At 64.5% G+C, this 22,820-nt stretch carries 17 protein-coding genes and 1 tRNA gene; 6 read left to right on the top strand and 12 right to left on the bottom strand.

Annotated elements, in window-relative coordinates; genetic code table 11:
- Positions 1 to 20: 20 nt before the first annotated feature.
- From ppk1 to RHOOR92_RS0109385, 4 genes are all read left to right on the top strand, one after another.
- Positions 21 to 2,114, top strand: coding sequence for a polyphosphate kinase 1 (ppk1, locus tag RHOOR92_RS0109400; protein ID WP_007508009.1), 2,094 nt, complete (start codon positions 21 to 23; stop codon positions 2,112 to 2,114).
- 84 nt (positions 2,115 to 2,198) lie between these two features.
- On the top strand, positions 2,199 to 3,716 hold the full coding sequence (locus RHOOR92_RS0109395) for a Ppx/GppA phosphatase family protein (protein WP_007508007.1): 1,518 nt from the start codon (positions 2,199 to 2,201) through the stop codon (positions 3,714 to 3,716).
- 69 nt (positions 3,717 to 3,785) lie between these two features.
- Positions 3,786 to 4,502, top strand: a complete 717-nt coding sequence (locus RHOOR92_RS0109390; RefSeq protein WP_015448217.1) for a peptidylprolyl isomerase — start codon at positions 3,786 to 3,788, stop codon at positions 4,500 to 4,502.
- Positions 4,503 to 4,509: 7 nt separating this feature from the next.
- Positions 4,510 to 5,238, top strand: coding sequence for a UDP-2,3-diacylglucosamine diphosphatase (locus RHOOR92_RS0109385; protein ID WP_027490121.1), 729 nt, complete (start codon positions 4,510 to 4,512; stop codon positions 5,236 to 5,238).
- A 535-nt stretch (positions 5,239 to 5,773) separates the two neighbouring features.
- On the opposite strand, the gene RHOOR92_RS0109380 is transcribed toward RHOOR92_RS0109385, so the two are convergent.
- The 12 genes from RHOOR92_RS0109380 to RHOOR92_RS0109330 all read right to left on the bottom strand — a co-directional run bounded on the left by RHOOR92_RS0109380 (position 5,774) and on the right by RHOOR92_RS0109330 (position 16,561).
- A tRNA-Ser gene (locus RHOOR92_RS0109380) sits at positions 5,774 to 5,866 on the bottom strand.
- A 77-nt stretch (positions 5,867 to 5,943) separates the two neighbouring features.
- Complete coding sequence (gene csrA / locus RHOOR92_RS0109375) at positions 5,944 to 6,147, bottom strand: carbon storage regulator CsrA (protein ID WP_007508001.1); 204 nt, start codon at positions 6,145 to 6,147, stop codon at positions 5,944 to 5,946.
- 269 nt (positions 6,148 to 6,416) lie between these two features.
- The gene (gene alaS, locus RHOOR92_RS0109370; protein WP_027490120.1) at positions 6,417 to 9,059 is read right to left on the bottom strand and encodes an alanine--tRNA ligase; all 2,643 of its coding nucleotides are present in this window, start codon (positions 9,057 to 9,059) and stop codon (positions 6,417 to 6,419) included.
- Between the two features lie 84 nt (positions 9,060 to 9,143).
- The gene (locus RHOOR92_RS0109365; RefSeq protein WP_015448234.1) at positions 9,144 to 9,680 is read right to left on the bottom strand and encodes a regulatory protein RecX; all 537 of its coding nucleotides are present in this window, start codon (positions 9,678 to 9,680) and stop codon (positions 9,144 to 9,146) included.
- Positions 9,681 to 9,712: 32 nt separating this feature from the next.
- Positions 9,713 to 10,750, bottom strand: coding sequence for a recombinase RecA (recA, locus tag RHOOR92_RS0109360; protein WP_007507996.1), 1,038 nt, complete (start codon positions 10,748 to 10,750; stop codon positions 9,713 to 9,715).
- Between the two features lie 137 nt (positions 10,751 to 10,887).
- A complete protein-coding gene (locus tag RHOOR92_RS0109355; protein ID WP_015448235.1) occupies positions 10,888 to 11,397 on the bottom strand; it encodes a CinA family protein in 510 nt (169 codons plus the stop codon).
- A 723-nt stretch (positions 11,398 to 12,120) separates the two neighbouring features.
- Positions 12,121 to 12,603: a hypothetical protein gene (locus RHOOR92_RS0109350; RefSeq protein WP_007507992.1), complete on the bottom strand. Its 483-nt coding sequence runs from the start codon at positions 12,601 to 12,603 to the stop codon at positions 12,121 to 12,123.
- A gap of 207 nt (positions 12,604 to 12,810) precedes the next feature.
- Entirely contained in the window at positions 12,811 to 13,197 is a 387-nt protein-coding gene (locus RHOOR92_RS0109345; RefSeq protein ID WP_007507990.1) for a hypothetical protein, read from the bottom strand.
- Positions 13,198 to 13,348: 151 nt separating this feature from the next.
- The gene (locus RHOOR92_RS0109340; RefSeq protein WP_231378360.1) at positions 13,349 to 14,386 is read right to left on the bottom strand and encodes a hypothetical protein; all 1,038 of its coding nucleotides are present in this window, start codon (positions 14,384 to 14,386) and stop codon (positions 13,349 to 13,351) included.
- An 88-nt stretch (positions 14,387 to 14,474) separates the two neighbouring features.
- Positions 14,475 to 14,861 (bottom strand): hypothetical protein, encoded by a 387-nt coding sequence (locus RHOOR92_RS19590; protein WP_155950217.1) that lies wholly within the window; start codon positions 14,859 to 14,861, stop codon positions 14,475 to 14,477.
- A gap of 90 nt (positions 14,862 to 14,951) precedes the next feature.
- The gene (locus tag RHOOR92_RS0109335) at positions 14,952 to 15,713 is read right to left on the bottom strand and encodes a DUF4852 domain-containing protein (protein WP_007507987.1); all 762 of its coding nucleotides are present in this window, start codon (positions 15,711 to 15,713) and stop codon (positions 14,952 to 14,954) included.
- 80 nt (positions 15,714 to 15,793) lie between these two features.
- Positions 15,794 to 16,561 (bottom strand): hypothetical protein, encoded by a 768-nt coding sequence (locus RHOOR92_RS0109330; protein WP_007507985.1) that lies wholly within the window; start codon positions 16,559 to 16,561, stop codon positions 15,794 to 15,796.
- Between the two features lie 164 nt (positions 16,562 to 16,725).
- On the opposite strand from RHOOR92_RS0109330, the gene RHOOR92_RS0109325 reads away from it, so the two are divergent.
- Positions 16,726 to 19,407: a winged helix-turn-helix domain-containing protein gene (locus RHOOR92_RS0109325; RefSeq protein ID WP_027490118.1), complete on the top strand. Its 2,682-nt coding sequence runs from the start codon at positions 16,726 to 16,728 to the stop codon at positions 19,405 to 19,407.
- Between the two features lie 740 nt (positions 19,408 to 20,147).
- Positions 20,148 to 22,796 carry a DNA mismatch repair protein MutS gene (gene mutS / locus RHOOR92_RS0109320; protein ID WP_051281175.1) on the top strand — a complete coding sequence of 883 codons (2,649 nt, stop codon included), beginning with the start codon at positions 20,148 to 20,150 and terminating at the stop codon, positions 22,794 to 22,796.
- Positions 22,797 to 22,820: the final 24 nt, after the last annotated feature.

Raw genomic sequence — 22,820 nt, 5'->3', positions numbered from 1 at the left:
GCCATGCGCCAGAATGCGGCATGGCCCAACCCTCACCCACCCCGCCCGACGCCACCGATCTGAGCACTCCCGGCCTGTACCTCAGCCGGGAGCTGGCCGCGCTGGAGTTCAATTTCCGCGTGCTGGCGATGGCCCGCGATGCCGCCGTGCCGCTGCTGGAGCGGTTGCGCTACCTGAGCATCGTGGCGAACAACCTCGACGAGTTCTTCGAGGTGCGGGTGGCGATGCTCAAGCACCACCACGCCTACGGTTCGGCCGCGCCGGGGCCGGATGGCATTCCCTCCGGCGAGTTGCTGACGCGTATCCGCAGCCGCGTGCTGGACCTGGTCACCGAGGTCTACGCCGCCTGGCAGGAGCAGATCGGCCCGCAACTCGATGCCGAGCAGATCCACATCCTCACCCGCAAACGCTGGAGTCCGCGCCAGCACCGCTGGCTGCGCGGCTACTTCGAGCACGAGGTGCTGCCGGTGCTGTCGCCGCTGGGACTGGATCCGGCGCATCCGTTCCCGCGCATCCTCAACAAGACGCTGAACATCGCGGTGGTGTTGCGCGGCCGCGACGCGTTCGGCCACGAAGGCCACATGGCGCTGGTGCGCGCGCCGCGCTCGCTGCCGCGAATCATTCGTGTGCCGGCCGAGGTCAGCGGCCCCGGCGAGCATTTCGTGTTCCTGGCCGAACTGCTGCAGGCCTTCGTCGACCTGATGTTTCCCGGCCTCAAGGTGGTCGGCTCGTACCAGTTCCGGGTCACCCGCAACAGCGAGCTGATCGTCGAGGAGGCCGAGGTGGAGAACCTCGCCCTGGCGCTCAGCGAGGAACTGGTCGGGCGCGGCTACGCGCGGCCGGTGCGGCTGGAGATCGCCAACGATTGCCCGCAGGCGATCACCGCGATGCTGACCCGGAACTTCGAACTGGACGACGCCGACGTCTACCGCTGCGACGGCCCCGTCAACATCATCCGCGCCGGGCTGATCTACGACTGGCTGGACCGGCCGGAGCTGAAGTTCCCGCGCTTCAACCCGCAGCTGCCGCCGGCGCTGGAGAGCAGCCGCAACAAGTTCGACGTGATCGGCCAGCACGACGTGCTGCTGCACCACCCGTACCAGAGCTTCAACGCGGTGATCGACCTGCTGCGCCAGGCCACTGCCGACGCGCAGGTGCTGGCGATCAAGCAGACCCTGTACCGCGCCGGCGAAGACACCCCGCTGGTCGACCTGCTGGTGGAAGCCGCGCGCCACGGCAAGGACGTCACCGTGGTGATCGAGCTGCGCGCGCGCTTCGACGAGGAGGCCAACATCCGCCTCGCCACGCGCCTGCAGGAGGCCGGCGTGCAGGTGGTCTACGGCGTGGTCGGCTACAAGACCCACGCCAAGATGATGCTGATCGTGCGCCGCGAGGGCGAGGCGCTGCGCCGCTACGTGCACCTGTCCACCGGCAACTACCACCAGGCCAACAGCCGCATGTACACCGACATCGGCCTGATGACGGCGAACCCGGAGATCGGCGAGGACCTGCACAAGGTGTTCCAGCAGCTGTCCGGGCTGGGTCCGATCATCGAACTGAAGCGGCTGCTGCATTCACCGTTCACGCTGTACCCCAGCGTGCTGGCGAAGATCGAGCGCGAGACCGCGCACGCGCGAGCCGGGCGCCCCGCCCGCATCGTGGCCAAGTTCAATGCGCTGAACGAGGCGCGCGTGATCGAGGCGCTGTACCGCGCCTCGACGGCCGGCGTGGAGATCGACCTGATCGTGCGCGGCGCCTGCACGTTGCGCCCCGGCCTGCCCGGCATTTCCGAGCGCATCCGCGTGCGCTCGATCGTGGGGCGCTTCCTCGAACACAGCCGGGTGTACTGGTTCGCCAACGACGGCGACCCCGAGATCTACTGCGCCAGCGCCGACTGGATGGAACGCAACCTGATGCGGCGGATCGAGGTGGCGTTCCCGATCCTCGACCCCGAACTGGCCGCACGCGTGTTCGAGGAGACTCTGGCCAACGGTCTGGCCGACAACACCCAGGCGTGGCTGCTCGGCAGCGACGGCCGCTACACCCGCGCCGAACCCGGTGACGACCCGCCGTACAGCGCGCAGCAGGGCCTGCTCGAGCGTTACTGCAAGTGAACCGGCGCACCGCATGAGCCATCGTTTTCCCCATGCCGCACCTGCGTGCGAGAATTCGCGCTTTGCCGTCGCGGGAGCCCGGGCGTGAGTCCAGCCGAACAGACACCGATCCGCGACGGCGAACTGATCGCCGCCGTGGACATGGGCTCGAACAGCTTCCACCTGGTGGTGGCGCGCATGGAGCATGGCGAGCCGCGCGTGATCGATCGCCTGCGCGATACCGTGCGGATGGCCGCCGGCCTGCGTGCCGACGGCACCCTGGACGCCGAGCGGCGCGCCCGCGCGATGGCCTGCCTGGCCCGTTTCGGTCAGCGCATCGCCGGCCTGCCGTCGATGCGGGTGCGCGCGGTGGCCACCAACACGGTGCGCCGGCTGGCCTCGCCGCAGACCTTCCTGACCACCGCCGAGGCCGCGCTCGGCCACCCGATCGAGGTGGTCTCCGGGCGCGAGGAAGGCCGCCTGATCTTCCTCGGCGCGGCCCACGACCTGCCCGCTTCGCGCGAACCGCGGCTGGTGATCGACGTCGGTGGCGGCAGCACCGAGTTCATCATCGGGCGCGGGCTGGCACCGCTGCACACCGAAAGCGTGCAGGCCGGCTGCATCGCCTCGACCTTGCGCTTCTTCCCCGGCGGCAAGCTCACCCGCAAGCGCTGGCAGCGCGCGCGCAGCGAGATCGGCGTGCTGCTGCAGCAGTTCGCCGAGGACTACCGCGAATCGGGTTGGCAGGACGCCTACGGCTCCTCCGGCACCGCCAAGTCGATCGGCGCGGTGGTGCAGGCGATGAAGTTCTCCGACGACGGCATCACCCCGGCCTCGCTCGCCTTATTGAGCGACGCGCTGATCGAGCACGGCCAGATCGGCACGCTGAAGCTGCCCGGCCTGGTCGAAGAGCGTGCGCCGGTGATCGCCGGCGGCGTGGTGATTTTCGAGGCGGCATTCGCCGCGCTCGGCATCGAGCGGTTGCGCGTGTGCGAAAGCTCGATGCGCGAAGGCCTGCTGTGGGACCTGCTCGGCCGCGCCGGCGGCAGCGATCCGCGCACCGCCAGCATCGACGCGCTGGCTACCCGCTACGGCGTGGATCGTGCCCAGGCGCGCCGGGTCGAGTCGACCGCCCTGATGCTGTTCGACCAGGTCGCGCACGCCTGGAAACTGGACGCCGATGCCCGCGAGTGGCTGTCGTGGGCCTCGCGCGTGCACGAGATCGGCCTGGCCATCGCGCACAGCCAGCACCACCACCACGGCGCCTACATCCTGCGCCACGCCGACCTGGCCGGCTTCTCGCGGCAGGAACAGCAGCTGCTGGCGGCGGTGGTCGAGATGCACCGGCGCAAGCCGGACAAGGCGGTGGTCGCCACCCTGCCGCAGCGCTACCGCCAGCTGGCCCGCTACAGCACCGCGCTGCTGCGCCTGGCGGTGCTGTTCCGCCGCGCGCGTCGCGCCGAGTCGCTGCCGCAGATGAAGCTCGCCGCCAGCAGCAAGTCGCTGCGGCTGACCCTGCCGCTGGCCTGGTTCGAGCAGCACCCGCTCAGCGAGGCCGACCTGCAGCAGGAACAGGCACCGATGGCCGAACTGGGCATCAAGCTGGACATCTCCAGCAGCTGACCGCGCCGACCAGCCCGCTTTTGCCGCGGCCGCGTATCATCTCCGGACACCCAGACCATACTGATGCCCATGTTGAAATGCCTGCTCGCCACGCTGCTCCTGATCCTGCCGCCGACGCTGGCGGCGCAGACCGCCAGGCCGGCGCCAGCCACCCCCGCCACGCCACCGCCACAGGTCGTGCTGCGCACCTCGCAGGGCGACATCACGCTGGAGCTGTACCCGGACAAGGCGCCGAAGAGCGTAGCCAACTTCCTGCAGTACGTGCGCGACGGCTTCTACGACGGCACCCTGCTGCACCGGGCCATCCCCGGCTACCTGGTGCAGGGCGGCCTGTACACCCGCGACCTGCAACCCAAGCGCACGCGATCGGCCGTCGCCAGCGAGGCGGACAACGGCCTGTCCAACCTGCGTGGCACCGTCGCCGTCGCCCGCGGCGCCGACCCGAACTCCGGCACCGCGCAGTTCTTCTTCAACCTGGTCGACAACCGCCGGCTGGACTTCGTCGGCAACCAGAGCGGGCTGACCTGGGGCTATACCGTGTTCGGCAAAGTCATCAAGGGTATGGAGGTGGTCGACAAGATCGCCGCGCTGCCCACCCGTCCACTGGGTCCGTTCGCCGGCGACGTACCGAACCCGCTGGTGCTGATCGAGGCCGCCCACGTGGTCGGCGAGGAAGCCCCGGCCCCTGCCGCCAGTGCGGCAGCACCGGCCACGGCCGCGTCGGCGACCACCAAGCCCGCCGCCAGACCGGACAGGAAAGCCGCCAAGCCCGCCGGCAAGGGCTGACGTTGCGATGGCCACCCTGTTCATCGCCGACCTGCACCTGGACCCCGCCCGTCCGCAGATCACCGACCTGTTCGAGCGCTACCTGGCCAGCGACGAAGTCCGCCACGCCGACGCGCTGTACATCCTCGGCGACCTGGTCGAGGCCTGGATCGGCGACGACGACGACGCCGAGTTGCCTGCGCGCATCGCCGCCGCCACCCGTACCGTGCGCGATGCCGGCGTGCCGGTGTATTTCATGGTCGGCAACCGCGACTTCCTGCTCGGCTCGGCGTTCGCCGCAGGCGCCGGCCTGACCCTGCTCGACGACGGCGCCGTGCACGACATCCACGGCCGCCGTACCCTGCTGATGCATGGCGACGTGCTGTGCACCGACGACCTCGCCTACCAGGCCGTGCGCCAACAGGTGCGCACGCCCGAGTGGCAGGCGCAGATCCTGGCGATGCCGCTGCAGGCGCGCCGCGCGTTCGCCGCCAAGGCGCGCGAGGACAGCAAGGCGCATACCGGCAGCACGATGGAAAGCATCATGGACGTCAATGCTGATGCCGTGGCCGAAGCCATGCGCAAGGCGGACGTGACCCGGCTGATCCACGGGCATACGCACCGCCCGGCCATCCATCGTTTCGAGCTGGACGGGAAACCGGCCGAGCGGATCGTGCTGGGGGACTGGTACGAGCAAGGGTCGGTGTTGGTGGCGGACGGCGATCGCGTGGAGCTGCGCGGATTGGCGGTGGGGTGAGGCCCGCACGGGCCAGAGACTTGGCGTCAAGAATTGCCCCCAGCCGTCCGGACTGAACGTAACGCCGAAGCTGCGGAGTCGAAGCCTCGGTGCAGCCTCCTGCCAAACACGCCCTGCTTCACCGGCGAGCAAAAGCTCACTTCAATGGAATGCGTCGCGGCGTAGAGGGCGCGGGGATTGTTCGGCGCATCCATGGTGAATCCCATCCATGGGATTCACCCTGCCGCGCTGCGCGCTCCAGGGCCAGCCTGCGGCTGTCCAAAATGGTTCCAGACAATTTTGTCGAACGAAGGGTTCGTCCACCACCTCTCTCCGCCAGATACGCAAAACGCCCNCTTCGATGAGCGCCTCGCGACGTGGAGGGTGCGGGGATGGTGAATCCCATCCATGGGATTCACCCTNCCGCGCTGCGCGCTCCAGGGCCAGCCTGCGGCTGTCCAAAATGGTTCCAGACAATTTTGTCGAACGAAGGGTTCGTCCACCACCTCTCTCCGCCAGATACGCAAAACGCCCCGTGCGGGGCGTTTTGCGTATCTGGCGGAGAGAGAGGGATTCGAACCCTCGATAAGGCTTTTGACCCTATACTCCCTTAGCAGGGGAGCCCCTTCGGCCACTCGGGCATCTCTCCGGGGTTTTCTTCGCATTGCTGCGGAGCCGGCAAGGATACCGACCGGCGCGGTCGAGGTAAAGCCTCAATTCACCGGATCAATGCTCAGCGGACTCATCAGGTGTGCTGCCGGCGTCGTGTTCGCCCTTGATCCGCTGATAGATCTCTTCGCGATGGACGGCCACGGTTTTCGGTGCATTGATGCCGATGCGCACCTGATTGCCTTTCACGCCAAGAACGGTAACGGTCACCTCGTCGCCGATCATCAGGGTTTCACCGACCCTGCGGGTCAGAATCAACATGATTGCTACTCCATAGTGCTGTTGGTCACAGGCCTGCGAATCGACGGTGCCTCACCCCTGAGCGCCCGCCTGTCCACAGTTCGACGATTGATCCGCCGAAGGCCCTACCGCCTTCCCGGCTCACAGCCAAAACACTCCTGAGCGTCCTGACTGGCGACACCACCGTTACCGATCGCGCCGACACTGGACCGATAGTAACTGAGCCGGAATCTCCTGCGCAATGCACCGCCAGCATGGCGGACGGTGCGTTCAGCTCGGCTGCTTGTCGCCTATTGGGCCGCGACCCAACTCGGCAGTGCGGCAAGGATGGCCGGCAAATTCGGAGTGTCGGTGCCGCCCCCTTGGGCCATGTCCGGTCGGCCACCACCCTTGCCGTCGATCTGGCTGGCGACGTGGGCCACCACGTTGCCAGCCTTGACCCGCTCCAGCGCCCTGCCGTGCACGCCGGCGATCAGCGCGACGCGGCCCTCGGCCGCGCCGGCCAGCAGCACCACGCAGTCACCGAGCTGCTGTTTGAGCTGGTCCACGCTGTCACGCAACGACTTCGCGTCGAGCCCTTCCAGCCGCGCAGCCACCACCTTGATGCCACCGACATCCTTTGCGGCTCCGGCCAGGTCGGCGGTGGCCGAACCTGCCGCCTTGCTGCGCAGCGATTCCAGCTCGCGCTCGAGCTTCTTCTGGCGGTCGAACAGCTGGCGCAGCTTCTCCACCGCCTCGTCGCCGCTGCTGGAAAGCAGCTGCGCGAACTCGGCCAGGCGACGCTCCTCGTCGACCACCCAGGCCAGCGCGCCGGCACCGGTGACCGCCTCGATGCGGCGCACGCCGGAAGCCACGCCGGCCTCGCTGACGATCTTGAACAGGCCGATGTCGCCGGTGCGCCCCACGTGGGTGCCGCCGCACAATTCGGTGGAGAAGTCACCCATCTTCAGCACGCGCACTTCGTCGCCGTACTTCTCGCCGAACAGCGCCATCGCGCCGAATTCGATCGCCTGGTCGTAACCCATGTTGTGCACCTCGGCCGCCGCGTTGCGGCGTACCTCGGCATTCACCATGGCCTCGACCCGTGCTACCTCGTCGTGGCTCATCGGCTTGTGATGCGAGAAATCGAAACGCAGCCGTTCCGGCGCCACCAGCGAGCCCTTCTGCGCGACGTGCGTGCCTAGCACCTTGCGCAGCGCCGCATGCAGCAGATGAGTGGCTGAATGGTTGAGCACGATCGCCTGGCGGCGCGACGCATCCACCCGCGCCTCGACCGTGTCGCCGGTACGCAGCGGCCGCCCGCCATGCCAGCGGCCGGCGTGGCCGAAGAACACGCCACCCATCTTCAGCGTATCGGCAACCTCGAAGCGACCAGCCGCATTGGACAGCGTGCCGGTGTCGCCGACCTGGCCACCGGACTCGGCGTAGAACGGCGTGCGGTCGAGGATCAGCAAGCCCTCCTCGCCTTCGCCCAGCTGATCGACCTGCTTGCCGCCGCGCACGATGCCGAGCACCTTGCTGCCTTCACTCTGCAGCGCCTCGTAACCAAGGAAAATCGTGGGCTTGAGCTCGCTGGCCAGCTCGGCCGGCATCTGTCCCTTGGCCTCGAACTTGCCGGCGGCGCGAGCGCGCGCTCGCTGTTCGTTCATCGCCTGCTCGAAACCGGCCATGTCGACCTCCAGCCCGCGCTCGCGCGCGATGTCGGCGGTGAGGTCGACCGGGAAACCGTAGGTGTCGTAGAGGCGAAACGCGTCGACGCCGGAAATGGTTTCCCCCGACTTCGCCGCCCGGCTCTTATTGGCGATGTCGTCGAACAGGCGCATGCCGTGTTCCAGCGTCTCGCCGAAACGATGCTCCTCGGTGCGCAGCGCGTCCTCGACGAATGCCTGCTTCGCCGGCAACTCGGGGTAGGCCTCGCCCATTTCCTCGACCAGCGGCTGCACCATCTTCCAGAAGAAGTCGCCGCGCACGCCGAGCATCCAGCCATGCCGCAGCGCGCGGCGGATGATCCGGCGCAGTACGTAGCCGCGGCCTTCGTTGGACGGCAGCACGCCGTCGACGATCAGGAAGGAGCAGGCGCGGATGTGGTCGGCGATCACGCGCAGCGACTTGTTGCCCAGGTCCTTCGTGCCGGTCAGCTCGCCGGCGACGCGGATCAGGTGTGCGAACAGGTCGATCTCGTAGTTCGAATGCTTGTGCTGCAGCACCGCGGCAAGGCGCTCCAGGCCCATGCCGGTGTCCACGCACGGCGCCGGCAACGGGCTCAGCGTGCCGTCGGGCGCGCGGTCGAACTGCATGAACACCAGGTTCCAGATCTCGATGTAGCGGTCGCCGTCCTCGTCCGGCGAGCCGGGCGGGCCGCCGGCGATCGCCGCGCCGTGGTCGTAGAAGATCTCGGTGCACGGGCCGCACGGGCCGGTGTCGGCCATCTGCCAGAAATTGTCGGATGCATATGGCGCGCCCTTGTTGTCGCCGATGCGCACAATGCGTTCGGCCGGCACGCCAACCTGCTTGTTCCAGATGTCGAACGCTTCGTCGTCGGTGTGGTAGATGGTCACCCACAGCTTGTCCGCCGGCAGCTTGAAGACTTGCGTCAGCAACTCCCACGCATAGGCGATCGCGTCGCGCTTGAAGTAGTCGCCGAACGACCAGTTGCCCAGCATCTCGAAGAAGGTGTGGTGGCGCGCGGTATAGCCCACGGCGTCCAGGTCGTTGTGCTTGCCGCCGGCGCGCAGGCAGCGCTGCACGTCGGCCGCGCGCACGTAGGACAGTTTCTCGCTGCCCAGGAACACGTTCTTGAACTGCACCATGCCCGAGTTGGTGAACAGCAGGGTCGGGTCGCTGGCCGGCACCAGCGAGCTGGACGGCACGATGGTGTGGCCCTTGGAGCGGAAGTAGTCGAGGAAGGCGGAGCGGATGTCGGAGGTTTTCATGCGGATCAAAGGTGGCAGGCGATAAAGGCCACGCCGCGGCCAGGCCGCCCGACCCGTCAACCCATCATCTGCGGATGACGGATTTCAGGAAATATCGTCGGCTTCGTCCACATCGGCGTGGGTAACACTTCGTACTGTGGCGGCGGCAAAGCCGCGGCGCAAGAGGAATTGCGCCCGCCGGGTACGCTCGGCGGGGTCCGCCGTACCCGCGCCACCGTAGCGGCGACGCAGCTGGGCGGCGGCCGAAGCGACCCAGTCGACCTCGGCCGCGTCCAGCAGCTCGCGGATACGCGCGTCGGCCAGGCCGTGGCTTTTCAGCTCCACACGCAGACGCAACGGGCCGTAACCCTGGGCGATCCGGCTGCGCAGCAGCACCTCGGCGAAGCGGTCGTCGTCCTGGTAGTGCTGCTCGCCGAGCCGCTCCAGCGCGTCGGTCGCTTCGCCGCCCTCGTAACCGCCCTGGCGCAGCTTGGTCTTCAGCTCCTTGCGCGAGTGCTCGCGGCGCGCCAGCAGGCCCAGCGCCTTGTCGTACGCGCTGCGCTTCGGCCTGGCCGGTTCGTCCTTGCCTGGCGGGCGCTTCATGGCCACGCAAACGGACATGGCCCGGGCGAGCCGGGCCATGTCTTCCGCTGGGGAACACCAACGATCACCGCTCAGACTTCCTCGAGCGCCTCTTCCGGCGCGGCGGGGGCCGGCTTGCCGACCGGTACCAGCAGGCGCTCGCGCAGCTGCTTGTCGATCTCGTTGGCGATCGCCGGGTTGTCGCGCAGGAACTGGCGCACGTTCTCCTTGCCCTGGCCGATGCGGTCGCCGTTGTAGCTGTACCAGGCGCCGGACTTGTCGATCAGGTTCTGCGCCACGCCCAGCTCGATGATCTCGCCCTCGCGCGAGGTGCCCTCGCCGTACAGGATCTCGAACTCGCACTGGCGGAACGGCGGCGCCACCTTGTTCTTGACCACCTTGACGCGGGTTTCCGAACCGATGATCTCCTCGCCCTTCTTCACCGCGCCGATGCGGCGGATGTCCAGGCGCACCGAGGCGTAGAACTTCAGCGCGTTGCCGCCGGTGGTGGTCTCGGGGCTGCCGAACATCACGCCGATCTTCATGCGGATCTGGTTGATGAAGATCACCAGGCAGCCGGATTTCTTGATGTTGGCGGTGAGCTTGCGCAGCGCCTGGCTCATCAGGCGGGCGTGCAGGCCGACGTGGGAGTCGCCCATCTCGCCCTCGATCTCGGCCTTCGGAGTCAGCGCGGCCACCGAGTCGACCACCACCATGTCCACCGCGCCCGAGCGCACCAGCATGTCGGCGATTTCCAGCGCCTGCTCGCCGGTATCCGGCTGCGATACCAGCAGGTCGTCGACCTTGACGCCGAGCTTTTCGGCGTAAGTGGGATCGAGCGCATGCTCGGCGTCGATGAATGCGGCGGTGCCGCCGGCGCGCTGGCAGCTGGCGATCGCCTGCAGCGTCATGGTGGTCTTGCCGGACGATTCCGGGCCGTAGATCTCGACCACGCGGCCGCGCGGCAGGCCGCCGACGCCGAGCGCGATGTCCAGCCCCAGCGAGCCGGTGGAGATCGTCTCGATCGCCTCGTTGACGCGGTCGCCCATGCGCATGACCGCGCCCTTGCCGAACTGCTTTTCGATCTGGCCGAGGGCGGAGGTGAGCGCCTTGCGCTTGTTGTCATCCATCGTCTTGTGTTCCGGTTGGGCTGTGATTGGGGGGCATGATGCCCGGATCGGATCTCACGGGCTGCGATCAGGTCGGATCGCCGGCGGCCGGGCCAGTATCCCACATCGGTCAAGCCGGTCTGGCGGGCGATTGCGCGTCACTCCGTCAGCGTTTTGCGCAAGCCGATGAGCGCCGCCGCCACGGTCTGCCGCCGCACCGCCTCGCGGTCGCCGGGAAAGTGGAACAGTTGTGCGTGGCCGTAGCCGCCGCGGCGTTTCCAGCCGATCCACACCGTGCCGACCGGCTTGTCCGGGGTACCGCCGGACGGCCCGGCGATGCCGGTGACCGCCACCGCCACGCCGGCGCCGAAGCGCGCCAGCGCGCCGGATACCATCTCCAGCACGGTTTCCTCGCTGACCGCGCCGGTGTGCTCCAGCGTACGCGGGTTGACCCCGAGCAGCGCCTCCTTTGCCTCGTAGCTGTAGGTCACCACGCCGGCGTCGAACCAGGCCGAGCTGCCCGGCAGGTCGGTCAGCGTCTTGGCAATCCAGCCGCCGCTGCAGGATTCGGCCGTCACCAGCATCAGCCGACAACGTTGCACCTCGCTGGCCACCTCGCCGGCCAGTGCCAGCAACTCGGCATCGGTAGGAACAGACGACGACTCCATGCGAGACTCCCGGACTTGGACGAAACTGTGCGCCACGCGCAGAGGCACCGTTCTACCCGTTCCGCGCGACCACGCCAAGACTTGCATTGCATGAGCCAAGACGATCTCACCAAGCACACCCCGTTCATGAGGCAGAATGTCCGTATGGTGAACAACCCCAAGCGGGGCGCGGGTTCCGGGGCACACAGACCCATCGGATAGCCCACTTGGACGGAACTTGGACGTCAAAAACCGGTGTTTTGACCCGGGTACAACCCCCGAAACGGGGTTGGACGCCGTCCAAACCTCGACTCCGTTTAGCCGTCTAAATGCCAACGCCCGAATGCACCCACAGTTCAGCGACAGAACCTTCTCAACGCGTGGATAGCGCCCACCACTTGGCCGACTCCTCAAGCAAGTCTGGGTGCTTGGAATTAACCAGCCAAAAGGTCCCGGACAAACGGACCGAGATGACGACCAGCGCTGGTCGCGACGAGAACGGAGTGAAGTGGTCCACGGGCGCGTTAGGGGTCGACGTGGCCGCCTGCACCTGAGACGGGCAAGCAATCCAGAACAGCTGGAGCGCTGATGGCGTACCACCACACCGGGAACAAGGCCCACGGTGCGGTGCGAATTGACCAGAAAAGGTTGGTTGGCTGGTGGATCGCTGGGCCAAGTTCGGGCTAATCAGAACCTGGGCGTCGCCCAAGCCCGGGTTTCACGCTGGTCGTGAGAGGAAAGACCTCACAAACCAAATATCGTGATGTAAGCGGCGCGCAATGCCTCAGCGTCCACGGCGGCGTGATGTCGGCGCGCCGCCCTCTCGGGTCTGCAGCCGAAATAGATCTCCAGTTCACCCAGGACGTCTTGGCGTGTGACGAGCACCGGCTCCCACGCCGGCACCTCACCGCTCCACGCACCAAACCCCGTCAGCGCCCTCGCCAACTGCCTCTTGTCGATCGCCCCGTCGAAGTGAATGCGTGGATGGTCGAAGGATGCCACGAACACCCGCAGTTGCTCACCGAAGCTCTCATCCGAAAGCGCTGCATCGCCACCGTCCAGGAGCGGATAGACCACCTTGCTGACGAAGGATGACGGCGCTCCGGGGCGTGGAGCCCGCTCGGCGTAGAAGCATTGGGTGGCATCCGCGTTGACCAGGGCCAAGCTGACCAGCTCACGCACGGCATCGTTGTTCCACTCGGTGTCGAGAAAGAGAAGATCGGCCATGCTGGGCCCCGGTGTCATTGGGCGGTGATTGGAAGTAACGACGGACGGCGATGTTGTCAGTATGCCCCGTGAAACGATGGCCTCACCTGGTTAGGCCATCGGCGAAAGGAGCGGAGGCGAGTAGGCAGGGCCGAGTCCACTTGCAAGCCGCCCCAACCACACCGGGAACAGGGCTGGTTTGGACGAGACGCGCCCAACGCTGGGTGGTCAGGAGTTGTTGACCCACGTGGACAAGCGGGAAGCCCACTGCCTCTGAATTTCGCCCTGCTTAGGGCTGAAGCTGCCGAAGCTGACGTGGATCATAGGGTTGTGCAAGTCGCGTACGTGGATTTGCAAGGCAGCTTGATCCGTACCCCCGCCCCCAGTCACGGAGTTCCAGCGCAGGATGTCGGCCTTCTTCGTATAAGTGACCCGGCCTGATAACGCGTCCTTGGCCATGAGCACTTCTTGGTTCACGTCGATGGCAATGATGTTTTTGTATTGGAAAGTCGGGTTGAACCCCGGCGGCGCAGGCATGGAGTCCCTCCAGCCCTTGCCCTTTTTCACGACTACGATGATCACCACGACCACGATCAACAAAATGAAGAATCCCACGGCTCGTCACTCCTTTATGTATGTTTAGGTGATGAAAGTCAGACAGCCGAATCCAAGTCCAAAACCTGGGTCGATTTTCTATGACCCGCACCAAATTAAAGTTCACTCCGCCACTGTCTTCACACCTTATTTCTGCTTTCGCGTATCCACGTCATGGCATGGGTTCCTTCTCGTCGTACTCTGACTTGAATCCATCACCCACAAACACGATCTTGTCGATACGCACCGGCAGGTCGTAAATCGTTTCCGTTCGATCTTTGAAGCGTAGCCGCGGGGTTCCAACGGAAAAGAAGATGTAACTCAGCGAGGTCAGTTGGTAAGGGGCGACCTTGGTGTGATCAATGTCAACCACCAGCTTGTAAGTAGCTGCTTCAGGAATCACGTTTGGAGGTGTCGGGGCGGGTAAATGGGGGTAGAGTCCCGACCTCATGTCGCCCGAAGACCAGTGGGGACCAAAAATGTTGAAGCTCAGTCCAAAGTCACCCTGCACCATTCCCGTCACCGTCCCTCCCAGCAGCTGGATGATGATGTCCTGGTCGGTGGGCGTCAGGCGAGGCTGACCGGGCGTGTTCCAGAACATTCCGACTATTTGTCCGCGATAATAATATTTGCGAGTGGCTCCCAATTGGGCGATGCGCTTACGCACTGTGTCCTCGGTCGCGGATGAATCCAGCATCTGCTCCTGCCCCAGGCAGTAGGTGAGCGATTTAGGCGTGGTGGGCATGGTGCGGCCCGTCACGGCCAGCCCGATGTACTCGGGATCGCAGGTAGCCTCCCCGGATGTGCCCCGGACGTTGTAGCGCGACTGGGCGCTTGAGCCCCAGCGGATGTGGGTGTACCCGTCGATCTCCGGCGGGTCGAAGACCAAGTGATTCCAGCCCATGCCACCGTCCAGCTCATCTCCATGGATTCCATCATTACCTCGGGCAGCAGTGCTGGCGGCACCGCTACCAAAGAGGGGCATCCTGCCATTTGTGTGCGTGATCGACTGAATCGTCGACCCACCGATCTGAGTGGCTGCCCGTCCTACGCTGTGTCCGAACTGCTTGAAGAAACCGCCAATCTTGCTGCCAGTGGACGGTTGGGCGGCGGTGCCGGCGTGAGCTGGTTGATCTTGTGCGGTGGCGGTTCCGGCGAGAGTGAAAGCGAGGGCAAGTACCCCCACCCGCAGTTGAAAAGCGGTGCTCATGGTGTTGTTCCCTGTGATGGTTTGGCCTGGCGGATTCAACTACGAAGTGCACACGTCCGTGTCGCTCTACCGCTTGGGGTGGTGCACTTCAGAATTGAACTCGCCCTTTGGCATGCGGCACTTGCCATACGTGTATCTTTCCGTCGGATCCCCTGCCTACACCTAAAAACCCCCATTCGTCTTTGTTGTAACCGTCGCTACAGGTCATCACCCAAATCTGATCTATAGTGCCGCCACCCAAAAACGCTTTGATTCCACTGATGCCGTATTCACGTGACTGCGCTTCTGTTGGCATACTCAAAAACTTCCTCAAAACTTTGGTTCCATCAGTATTCTCGGAGCACGAGAGATTGGTCAGCGTAGAGCTATACTGCTCATAGATCGCTTGTCCTATCTCGATGTTGCTCGGCGGCGCGTTGGAGCAGCCCGCAAGCATCGCCACGGCGACGGCCAATATCATGCCCTTGGTTTTCATGGTATTCCCCTTGATGAATCGGCTATCGCCGATACGTTTGATCCCACTGAACGTGTACGCGCCTGCGCGCATCCACACCACTCTCTCGCCCTACTTTCCCGCCACTTCGAGCAGCACTTGCCCGTGCGAATCGAGAAGTTGGATTTTGGTGATCGTGGCTTGGACGGTTGGCGTACCGCTGTCGTCCGTCGACTGGACGAAAGCAAAGATCTTCATGTGGATCGACTGGTATTTGCTGACCAGTGATTCAATGGTCTTGGCTTTTGCTTCGTCTGCAACGGGCAATTGCTGGAACGCTTCGCCGTTGGTCAGTGTGATGACATAGTTGCCGTTGTCGTAATATCTGAAATACCCTCCGCTTTGAAACTCCGCCGTGCCTATCTGGAACGATTTCTTGTCGAAGTCGTAATGGGACAGGCCGGGGTTGTCGTCGGTCAGCAGAACGTAAGGATGTGCTTTCGCGTTGGCAATTTCGGCATCCAGCTTCGGTTTGATGGCCGCCATCAGGTCGTGTTTCTTGAATTCATCCGATGTATTGCGGAATTCACTCGAGAATGCACTGGCCATTTTGTCGTAATCGGGTGGCAACCCGGAGAACGCCGCATACAGGAACATCAGCTGGTTGCCCTTGGTGATTTCCACGTAGGCGCTGTCCGGAGTGATGTAGTCCGGTTTGGGCAAGCTGTTCTGCTTGGCCTGAGCCGCCGCCTTCTGGAGCACCGCGGGTGACAGCAAATCGCTGACGGCGGGTTTGGTGGCCGGTGCTGCGCTGTCATTCTGCTTGCCCGAACATGCAGCCAGCACAAACATGGCGGCCACGAGGGCTGTGCTTTGGATCGTTGTCTTGTTCATTGCCATCCTCATTAGCATGGTAAAAACGATCTGGCCATTCGGGCCAAAATTGATCCGCTCATTCTCATTCGCCAGGGGCTTTAGCCCGCCGGTGACAACAGCGCGCGCTTGAGGCCGATGGCGGCGATAAACAGTGCGGCCAGCAGGCACAGCACCGCTCCGGCACCGGGGCTGAGCATGTTGCTGATCTGGTCGCTCATCTGTTGGGCATAGCCGCTGCCCAACAAGCTGCCCCCCGCGCTGCCGGCCTGGCTTATCGCGCTACGGATGTCGAACAACGGCTTGAGCGTGGCCAGTAGTGGCAGCAGCAGCGCCAGCCAGGCCCAGCGGTTGCGCCAGAACAGCGGCAACCCGATCGACAGGATGCCCAGCCAGGGCCAGAAGCTGCTGCCGGCTGACCCACCCAGGCTTTCAGTTGCCCCGGCCAGACTGGTCAGCGAAAAGCCCCTGCTAATGCCTGTGCCTGGGAGTTTGATTTCCAGATACGACAGGAACAGCGCACCGATGGCGAACAGACCCTGTGCGATCAACAGTGGTTTGCCCAGTCGGGTCAGCCAAGCGCTGGCTCCTACCGCAGGGGTGCCTTCCTTCAACGACTGCAGGGCTGCGCCACCCGCGCTGCCCAGTTTGCCAGCCAGCACGCTGGCCTTCTCTTTCAGCAGTACGTCATCGGTAACGCGCGTCACGGACTGAAGTTGGTCACCCCCTATCCCAAGCTCCACGGTCTGGTTCACGGTGGGGGCGCTGTCGCTGCGCCACTGACTGATGTCGAAGGCGAACTGGCGTTCGCCAGCCAGGATCAGGCCTTTGCCATCGTTGCCGTTGTAGTGGATGATCTTTCCTCGCATGGGGAATCCTCTTGGTCGGTTGGCACCAGCAGTCTCTGGTGGCGCCGATAGTCCGTGGACTGTTCGCCGGACGTCCTCACGCCTTTCAAACGAAGTTCAAATGAAATTTATCTAGCTGATTTGTAAATTGTTTTTTGTTGGTGCTGTCGAAACAGGGGTTGGGAATGACATTGAGTCACGCGGTTCCGGAAGCACCGTCGCTTTACCGGTGGTCGTTCGGCAAGACGGAATTTGACGAGGGGCGCTGGCAGCTGAGCATGGAGGGGGTGGTTGTCGAGCTGGAGCGCAAGCCGCTCGATGTACTCCAGTACTTGCTGCGCCACGCCGGCGAGGCAGTGACCAAGGAGGAACTGCTGGCCACGGTGTGGGAAGGCCGGATCGTGGTCGAGGCCGTGTTGACCAACGCCATCGGCAAGCTGCGCAAGGCGCTGCGGGACGAAGAACAGGAACTCATACTCACCTTGCCCAAGGTTGGTTATCGCCTGGACGCCAAGGTCAGCCGCCGCGTGGTCGAGCATGTGCCGGAGGCGAGCCGGCTGTCGGTGGGCGATCTTGTTCCCCGTCGGGGCAACTGGCGTCTGGAGCAAGCGCTGGCCCGCCGCGGCGACGGCGAGGTGTGGCTGGCCCGGCATACCAAGACCGGACAAACCCGCGTCTTCAAGTTCAGTCTGGACGGGTTTCGCCTGACCGGTCTCAAACGCGAGGTCACGGTTGGGCGGCTGCTGGAGCAGGCGTTGGGCAAACGCCCGGATCTCGTCCATGTCATCGACTGGGATTTCGAGCAGGCACCGTACTTCATTGAATTCGAATATGGCGGCGTCAGCCTGGATACTTGGCAAGAAGGCGGGAGTGGGATCGAAGCCCTGCCGCTGGAAACGCGCCTGGCGCTCTTCGTGGAGGCTGCCAACACCGTGGCGGCCGCGCATGGCGTCGGCGTGTTGCACAAGGATCTGAAGCCGGCCAACCTGTTGGTCTACGGTGAGCCGAGCGATTGGCACCTGCGCGTGGCGGACTTCGGCAGCAGCCGAGTATTCGATCCAGGACTGCTGGATAATCTGGGCATTACCCGACTGGGGCTCACGCAGACCCAGGCATTGTCGTCGGACACCGGTACTCCGCTGTACCTGGCACCGGAAGTCATGGCGGGACAGGTGCCCACCATCAGGAGCGACATCTACGCACTCGGCGTCACCTTGTACCAACTCATTGTGGGCGACTTCCGCCGACCACTCGCCGCCGGATGGGAGAGCGACATCCCCGACCCCTTGCTGCGCGCCGACATCGCGGCGGCGGCCAATGGAGATCCCGCGCGGCGTCCGGAGTCGGTGGCGATGCTGGCTGAAGGCATCCGCCATCTGGAGCAACGCCGGCAGAAGGCGGCGCTCGAAGCCAGCGTGCGGGATCGCATTGCCGTGGCCGAGCGACGCGCCGCACTGGCGCGTGCCCGGCGGCCGTGGATCGCCGCCGCCATGCTGGTACTGGTCGCTGGTACGGCGGTTTCGCTGTTCTATGCACATCGGTCGCGTCAAGAAACGAAACATGCCTTGGCCGCGACCAACGAGGCCAAGATCGAGGCGGCCAAGGCTCAAAAAGCGGACGCCAAAGCCACAGCCATCAACGCATTCCTGGTGCACAACATTCTCGGTGCCAGCAACCCCATGCAAAGCGGTAGTCAAACCCTGACTCTGCAACAGGCATTGGACCAAGCCGAACCGAAGATCCACTCAAGTTTTGTTCAACATCCGGATCTTGAAATCGACGTACGCAATACCTTGATCAATGTGGATGGAGCACGAGGTAATTGGAAACATGCCCTCGATCAGAACGACAAAATCATCGCACTGGTTGATGCTCATCCACACGACACCACGCTTGCGTTTGAGAAAACACGAGCACTCATCATGAAATCGCAGGGCCTGCTCTATCTCGGCCGATTGAAGGAATTTGACGCTGTGATAACGCCGCTGCTCAAGCAGGCAGACGATGGTCAATTATCCGAACCCGGTCTACAGACACGCACTTATTACTATGCCGCAGAGCGAGCAATGATGGCGGGCGAATATACCCACTCAATTCATCTGCTGAATAAGGCCCATGATGCAGTTCAAAAGCTTCACTTGCCCGGACAACCCAAGGCCGAATTGGGCATGAAGATTCAGGTTGATGCGGAACTTGGGCAAGCTCTCAGTCTGGCCGGTCGACACAACGAGGCCGTGACCGCGCTGAACAACCTGCGCAAACAGGTCGCTACTCAGTACGGCGATGCGTATCCGGCGAACCTGAATGTGCGCGACTCACTGATTGGTGCCGAAATAGCCGCAAACCATTATGCCGATGCTCAGAGTGATCTCGACTCCCTGCGCCGCGACTCCGCTCGCGTGTTGGGAACGGACAACCCCATGAGCAATCATCTCGACTATTACCAAGGCTGGATCTATTTGAACCAGAACCTCAACAACAAAGCGCTTCCGTTCTACGCCAAAGCCTATACCAGCATGAGCTCGCATGAGCGTAGTACCGATCCGGAAACAATAATGATTGGTATGCAGTACGCAGACATCGCACGCATCACGGGCGACAGGAACCAAGCCGTGCATCTGCTGGACGTCTTCGACGCTAAGATCAAACCGCTACCTACCGAAACGCGCACTCCGCTTCAAGATAAAGTCGCCCTGGTGCGCGGCTGCGTGCTGGTCGATCAAGGGCATGGCAGCCAAGCGCGGACCCTCGCAAAAGCCATGGACGCTTCAGTCATCAACACCGATGATGCAGCGATGCAACGCCTCTCCGGCCTGACGCAATCGGACGCCGTTCAGCGCACTACGTGCGCCGTCGCAATGCAGTAGACCACATCAGGGCTGAAGCCAGCTCGCCCAAGCGCTATATCAGAGTCCGCGGACGACGGTCCAAATCGAAGGGGCAGCCGTCACCGGAGTTCGCAGTGCGTGTCAATCGAGACCGTCAAGCCACCACGACCTGAGCATGACCTGCGACGCGAGGGGTGTGCTTGGGGCGCCGGTAGCCTTTCTTCCGATAGGAGTTCGGCAGCGGGTCGTGGTGGGCCGCGCAGGCCGTGTTGAGACACTGAGGACGTGGGTTCTTCACGCCGCCAATCTATGCCGATTTATCCCCTGCTTGGATATCGCACGGGGCTAATGGCTGTTTGCGCCGGGGTTGGGCGGTGGTTGGGCGCGTCGGTGGCGCCGTATGGTGGGCAGGTGGGATGGAGCGCCCCGCCAGGTCGATCGAAATCCGATGTGCACGGAGCCAACCACTCTGATCATCCCATGTTGCCCAACTTTTCCATGGTTCAATGTCCCCAGATTGAGCGCGATTCCGAAAATTCGGATGATTCAAGGTATCTCATTGATTTCTCGTAGGAAAGAACTTGGACGTCTAGTAGGTTTTGAATCGAGGACTTGGACGGTACTTGGACGTCATTTCGCACCCCATCAGGCCCCCAGCATGCTATTAGCATGTAAATCCGCCAAAACAGTACATAAATAGCAAGAGCCAAAATCTTGAAATGATTGACAAAAATGACAAAGAGGCGCACGCTGATCGGTTAGCCACCCACTCTCCCGCCATGAGGCAGTACCTGTCGGCCAAGGCCGCGCACCCGGACGTGCTGCTGTTCTTCCGCATGGGCGATTTCTACGAGCTGTTCTACGACGACGCGCGCAAGGCAGCGCGGCTGCTCGACATCACGCTGACCCAGCGCGGGCAGTCGGGCGGCGCGCCAATCCCGATGGCCGGGGTGCCGTATCACGCGGCGGAAAATTATCTGGCGCGGCTGGTGCGCCTCGGCGAATCGGTGGCGATCTGCGAACAGATGGGCGACCCGGCGCTGGCCAAGGGCATCGTCGAGCGCAAGGTGGTGCGCGTGGTCACGCCCGGCACGGTGACCGACGCCGCGCTGCTGGAGGAACGCCGCGACAACCTGCTGCTGGCGATCGCCACCGGTGCGCACGGCGCCTACGGGCTGGCCTGGGTCGACCTGTCCAGCGGCCGTTTCCTGCTCAGCGAAGTGCCCAACGCCGAGGCGCTGGCCGCCGAGCTGGCGCGGCTGCAGCCGGCCGAGACCCTGGTCGGCGAGGACGTGGCGTGGCCGAAACTGGTCAGTGCCCTGCCCGGCCTGCGCAAGCGCCCGCCGTGGCACTTCGACGGCGATGCCGCAAAACGCGGGTTGAACCGCTTCTTCGGCACCCGCGACCTCGGCGGCTTCGGCGTGGACAAGCTGCCGCTGGCGGTCGCTGCCGCCGGTTGCCTGCTCGGCTACGTCGAGGAAACCCAGAAAAGCGCGCTGCCGCACCTCACCGGCATGGCGGTGGAAAGCGCCAGCGAGACGATCGCGCTGGACGCGGCCACCCGCCGCAACCTGGAACTGGACACCCACCCCAGCGGCCGCACCGAACATACCCTGCTCGGCGTGCTCGACGAGACGGTGACGCCGATGGGCGCGCGAGCGTTGCGGCGCTGGCTGACCCGGCCACTGCGCTCGCGCGAGGTGCTGCGCCAGCGCCACCAGGCGATCGGCATGCTGATCGACAGCCGCCGCGGCGAGATGCTGCGCGAAACGCTGCGCGGCATCGGCGACCTGGAGCGCATTCTCGCCCGCGTCGCGCTGCGCTCGGCGCGGCCGCGCGACCTGTCTACGCTCAGGGACGGCCTGCTGGCCGCCCCTGAGCTCACTCGTGCGCTCGTCCCTGATCGCGAAAATCAAGAAGCGGGAGTTGCCAGTGCGATCATCCCTGATCGCGGAAATCAAAAAGCGGCCATCCATGGCCGCACTCTTCAAGAAAGCCTCGGCCCATTGCTGCACGCACTGGTCGAACGCATCGGCAACCACGCGGATACGGCGGCCTTGCTCGCCCGTGCCGTGGTCGAACAGCCGCCGGTGCTGCAGCGCGACGGCGGCGTGGTCGCCGACGGCTACGATGCCGAACTCGACGAATTGCGCCGCCTGTCCACCCACGCCGACCAGTACCTGGTCGAGCTGGAGGAACGCGAGAAGGCCGCCAGCGGCATCACCACGCTGAAGGTCGGCTACAACCGCGTGCACGGCTACTACATCGAGATCACCAAGGCGCAATCGGACAAGGCGCCCACGCATTACACGCGCCGGCAGACCACGAAGAACGCCGAGCGCTACATTACCGAGGAACTGAAGGCGTTCGAGGACAAGGTGCTGTCGGCGAAGGAGCGCTCGCTGATGCGCGAGCGCGCGCTGTATGAGGCGCTGCTGGACACGCTGACCGAGAAACTCGAACCACTGAAGGCCGCCGCCGCCGCGATGGCCGAGCTGGACGTGCTGGCCACCCTGGCCGAGCGCGCCGAGGCGCTCGACTGGAACGCCCCGCAACTCACCGACGAGCCCGGCATCGCGATCGAGCGCGGCCGTCATCCAGTGGTCGAGAAAGTCCGTGACGAGCCGTTCGAGCCGAACGACCTGAAGCTCGACGACACCCGCCGCATGCTGGTGATCACCGGCCCGAACATGGGCGGCAAGTCCACCTACATGCGCCAGAACGCGCTGATCGTGCTGCTCGCGCACATCGGCAGCTACGTACCGGCGTCGCGCGCGGTGATCGGCCCGATCGACCGCATCTTCACCCGCATCGGCGCCGGCGACGACCTCTCGCGCGGCCAGTCCACCTTCATGGTGGAAATGAGCGAGACGGCCAACATCCTGCACAACGCCACCGCCGACAGCCTGGTGCTGATGGACGAGGTCGGCCGTGGCACCAGCACCTACGACGGCCTGTCGCTGGCCCGCGCCGCCGCCGTGCATCTGGCGCGCCACAGCCGTGCCTACACGCTGTTTGCCACCCACTACTTCGAGCTCACCGAACTGGCCAACGAGTTCGCGGCGATCGCCAACGTGCATCTGGACGCCGTGGAATATCACGACAAGAAGCAGGGCGAGCAGCTTGTGTTCATGCACGCGGTGAAGGAAGGCCCGGCGAACCGCAGCTTCGGCCTGCAGGTGGCTGCACTGGCCGGCCTGCCGAAATCGGTGATCGCCGACGCGAAACGCACCCTGGCCGAACTCGAGCGCGGCATGCACCAGCACGCCGGCGCGTACGCGCCGACCGCCGAGTCCTCGCCACAACTGGGCCTGTTCGCCCCTGCGCAACCTTCCGCCGCCGAACGGATGCTGGAAGCGATCGACCCGGATGCGCTGAGCCCGCGCGAAGCGCTGGAAGTGCTGTACCGCCTGAAACGATCGAGCTGACTCCGCCGGCGTGCAACGCCGCCG

Origin of the sequence: Rhodanobacter sp. OR92, from assembly GCF_000427545.1 — a bacterium.
GTDB lineage: Bacteria > Pseudomonadota > Gammaproteobacteria > Xanthomonadales > Rhodanobacteraceae > Rhodanobacter > Rhodanobacter denitrificans.
The sequence above is the reverse complement of the archived record's forward strand: the minus strand, read 5'-3'. Positions and strand labels throughout refer to the sequence as shown.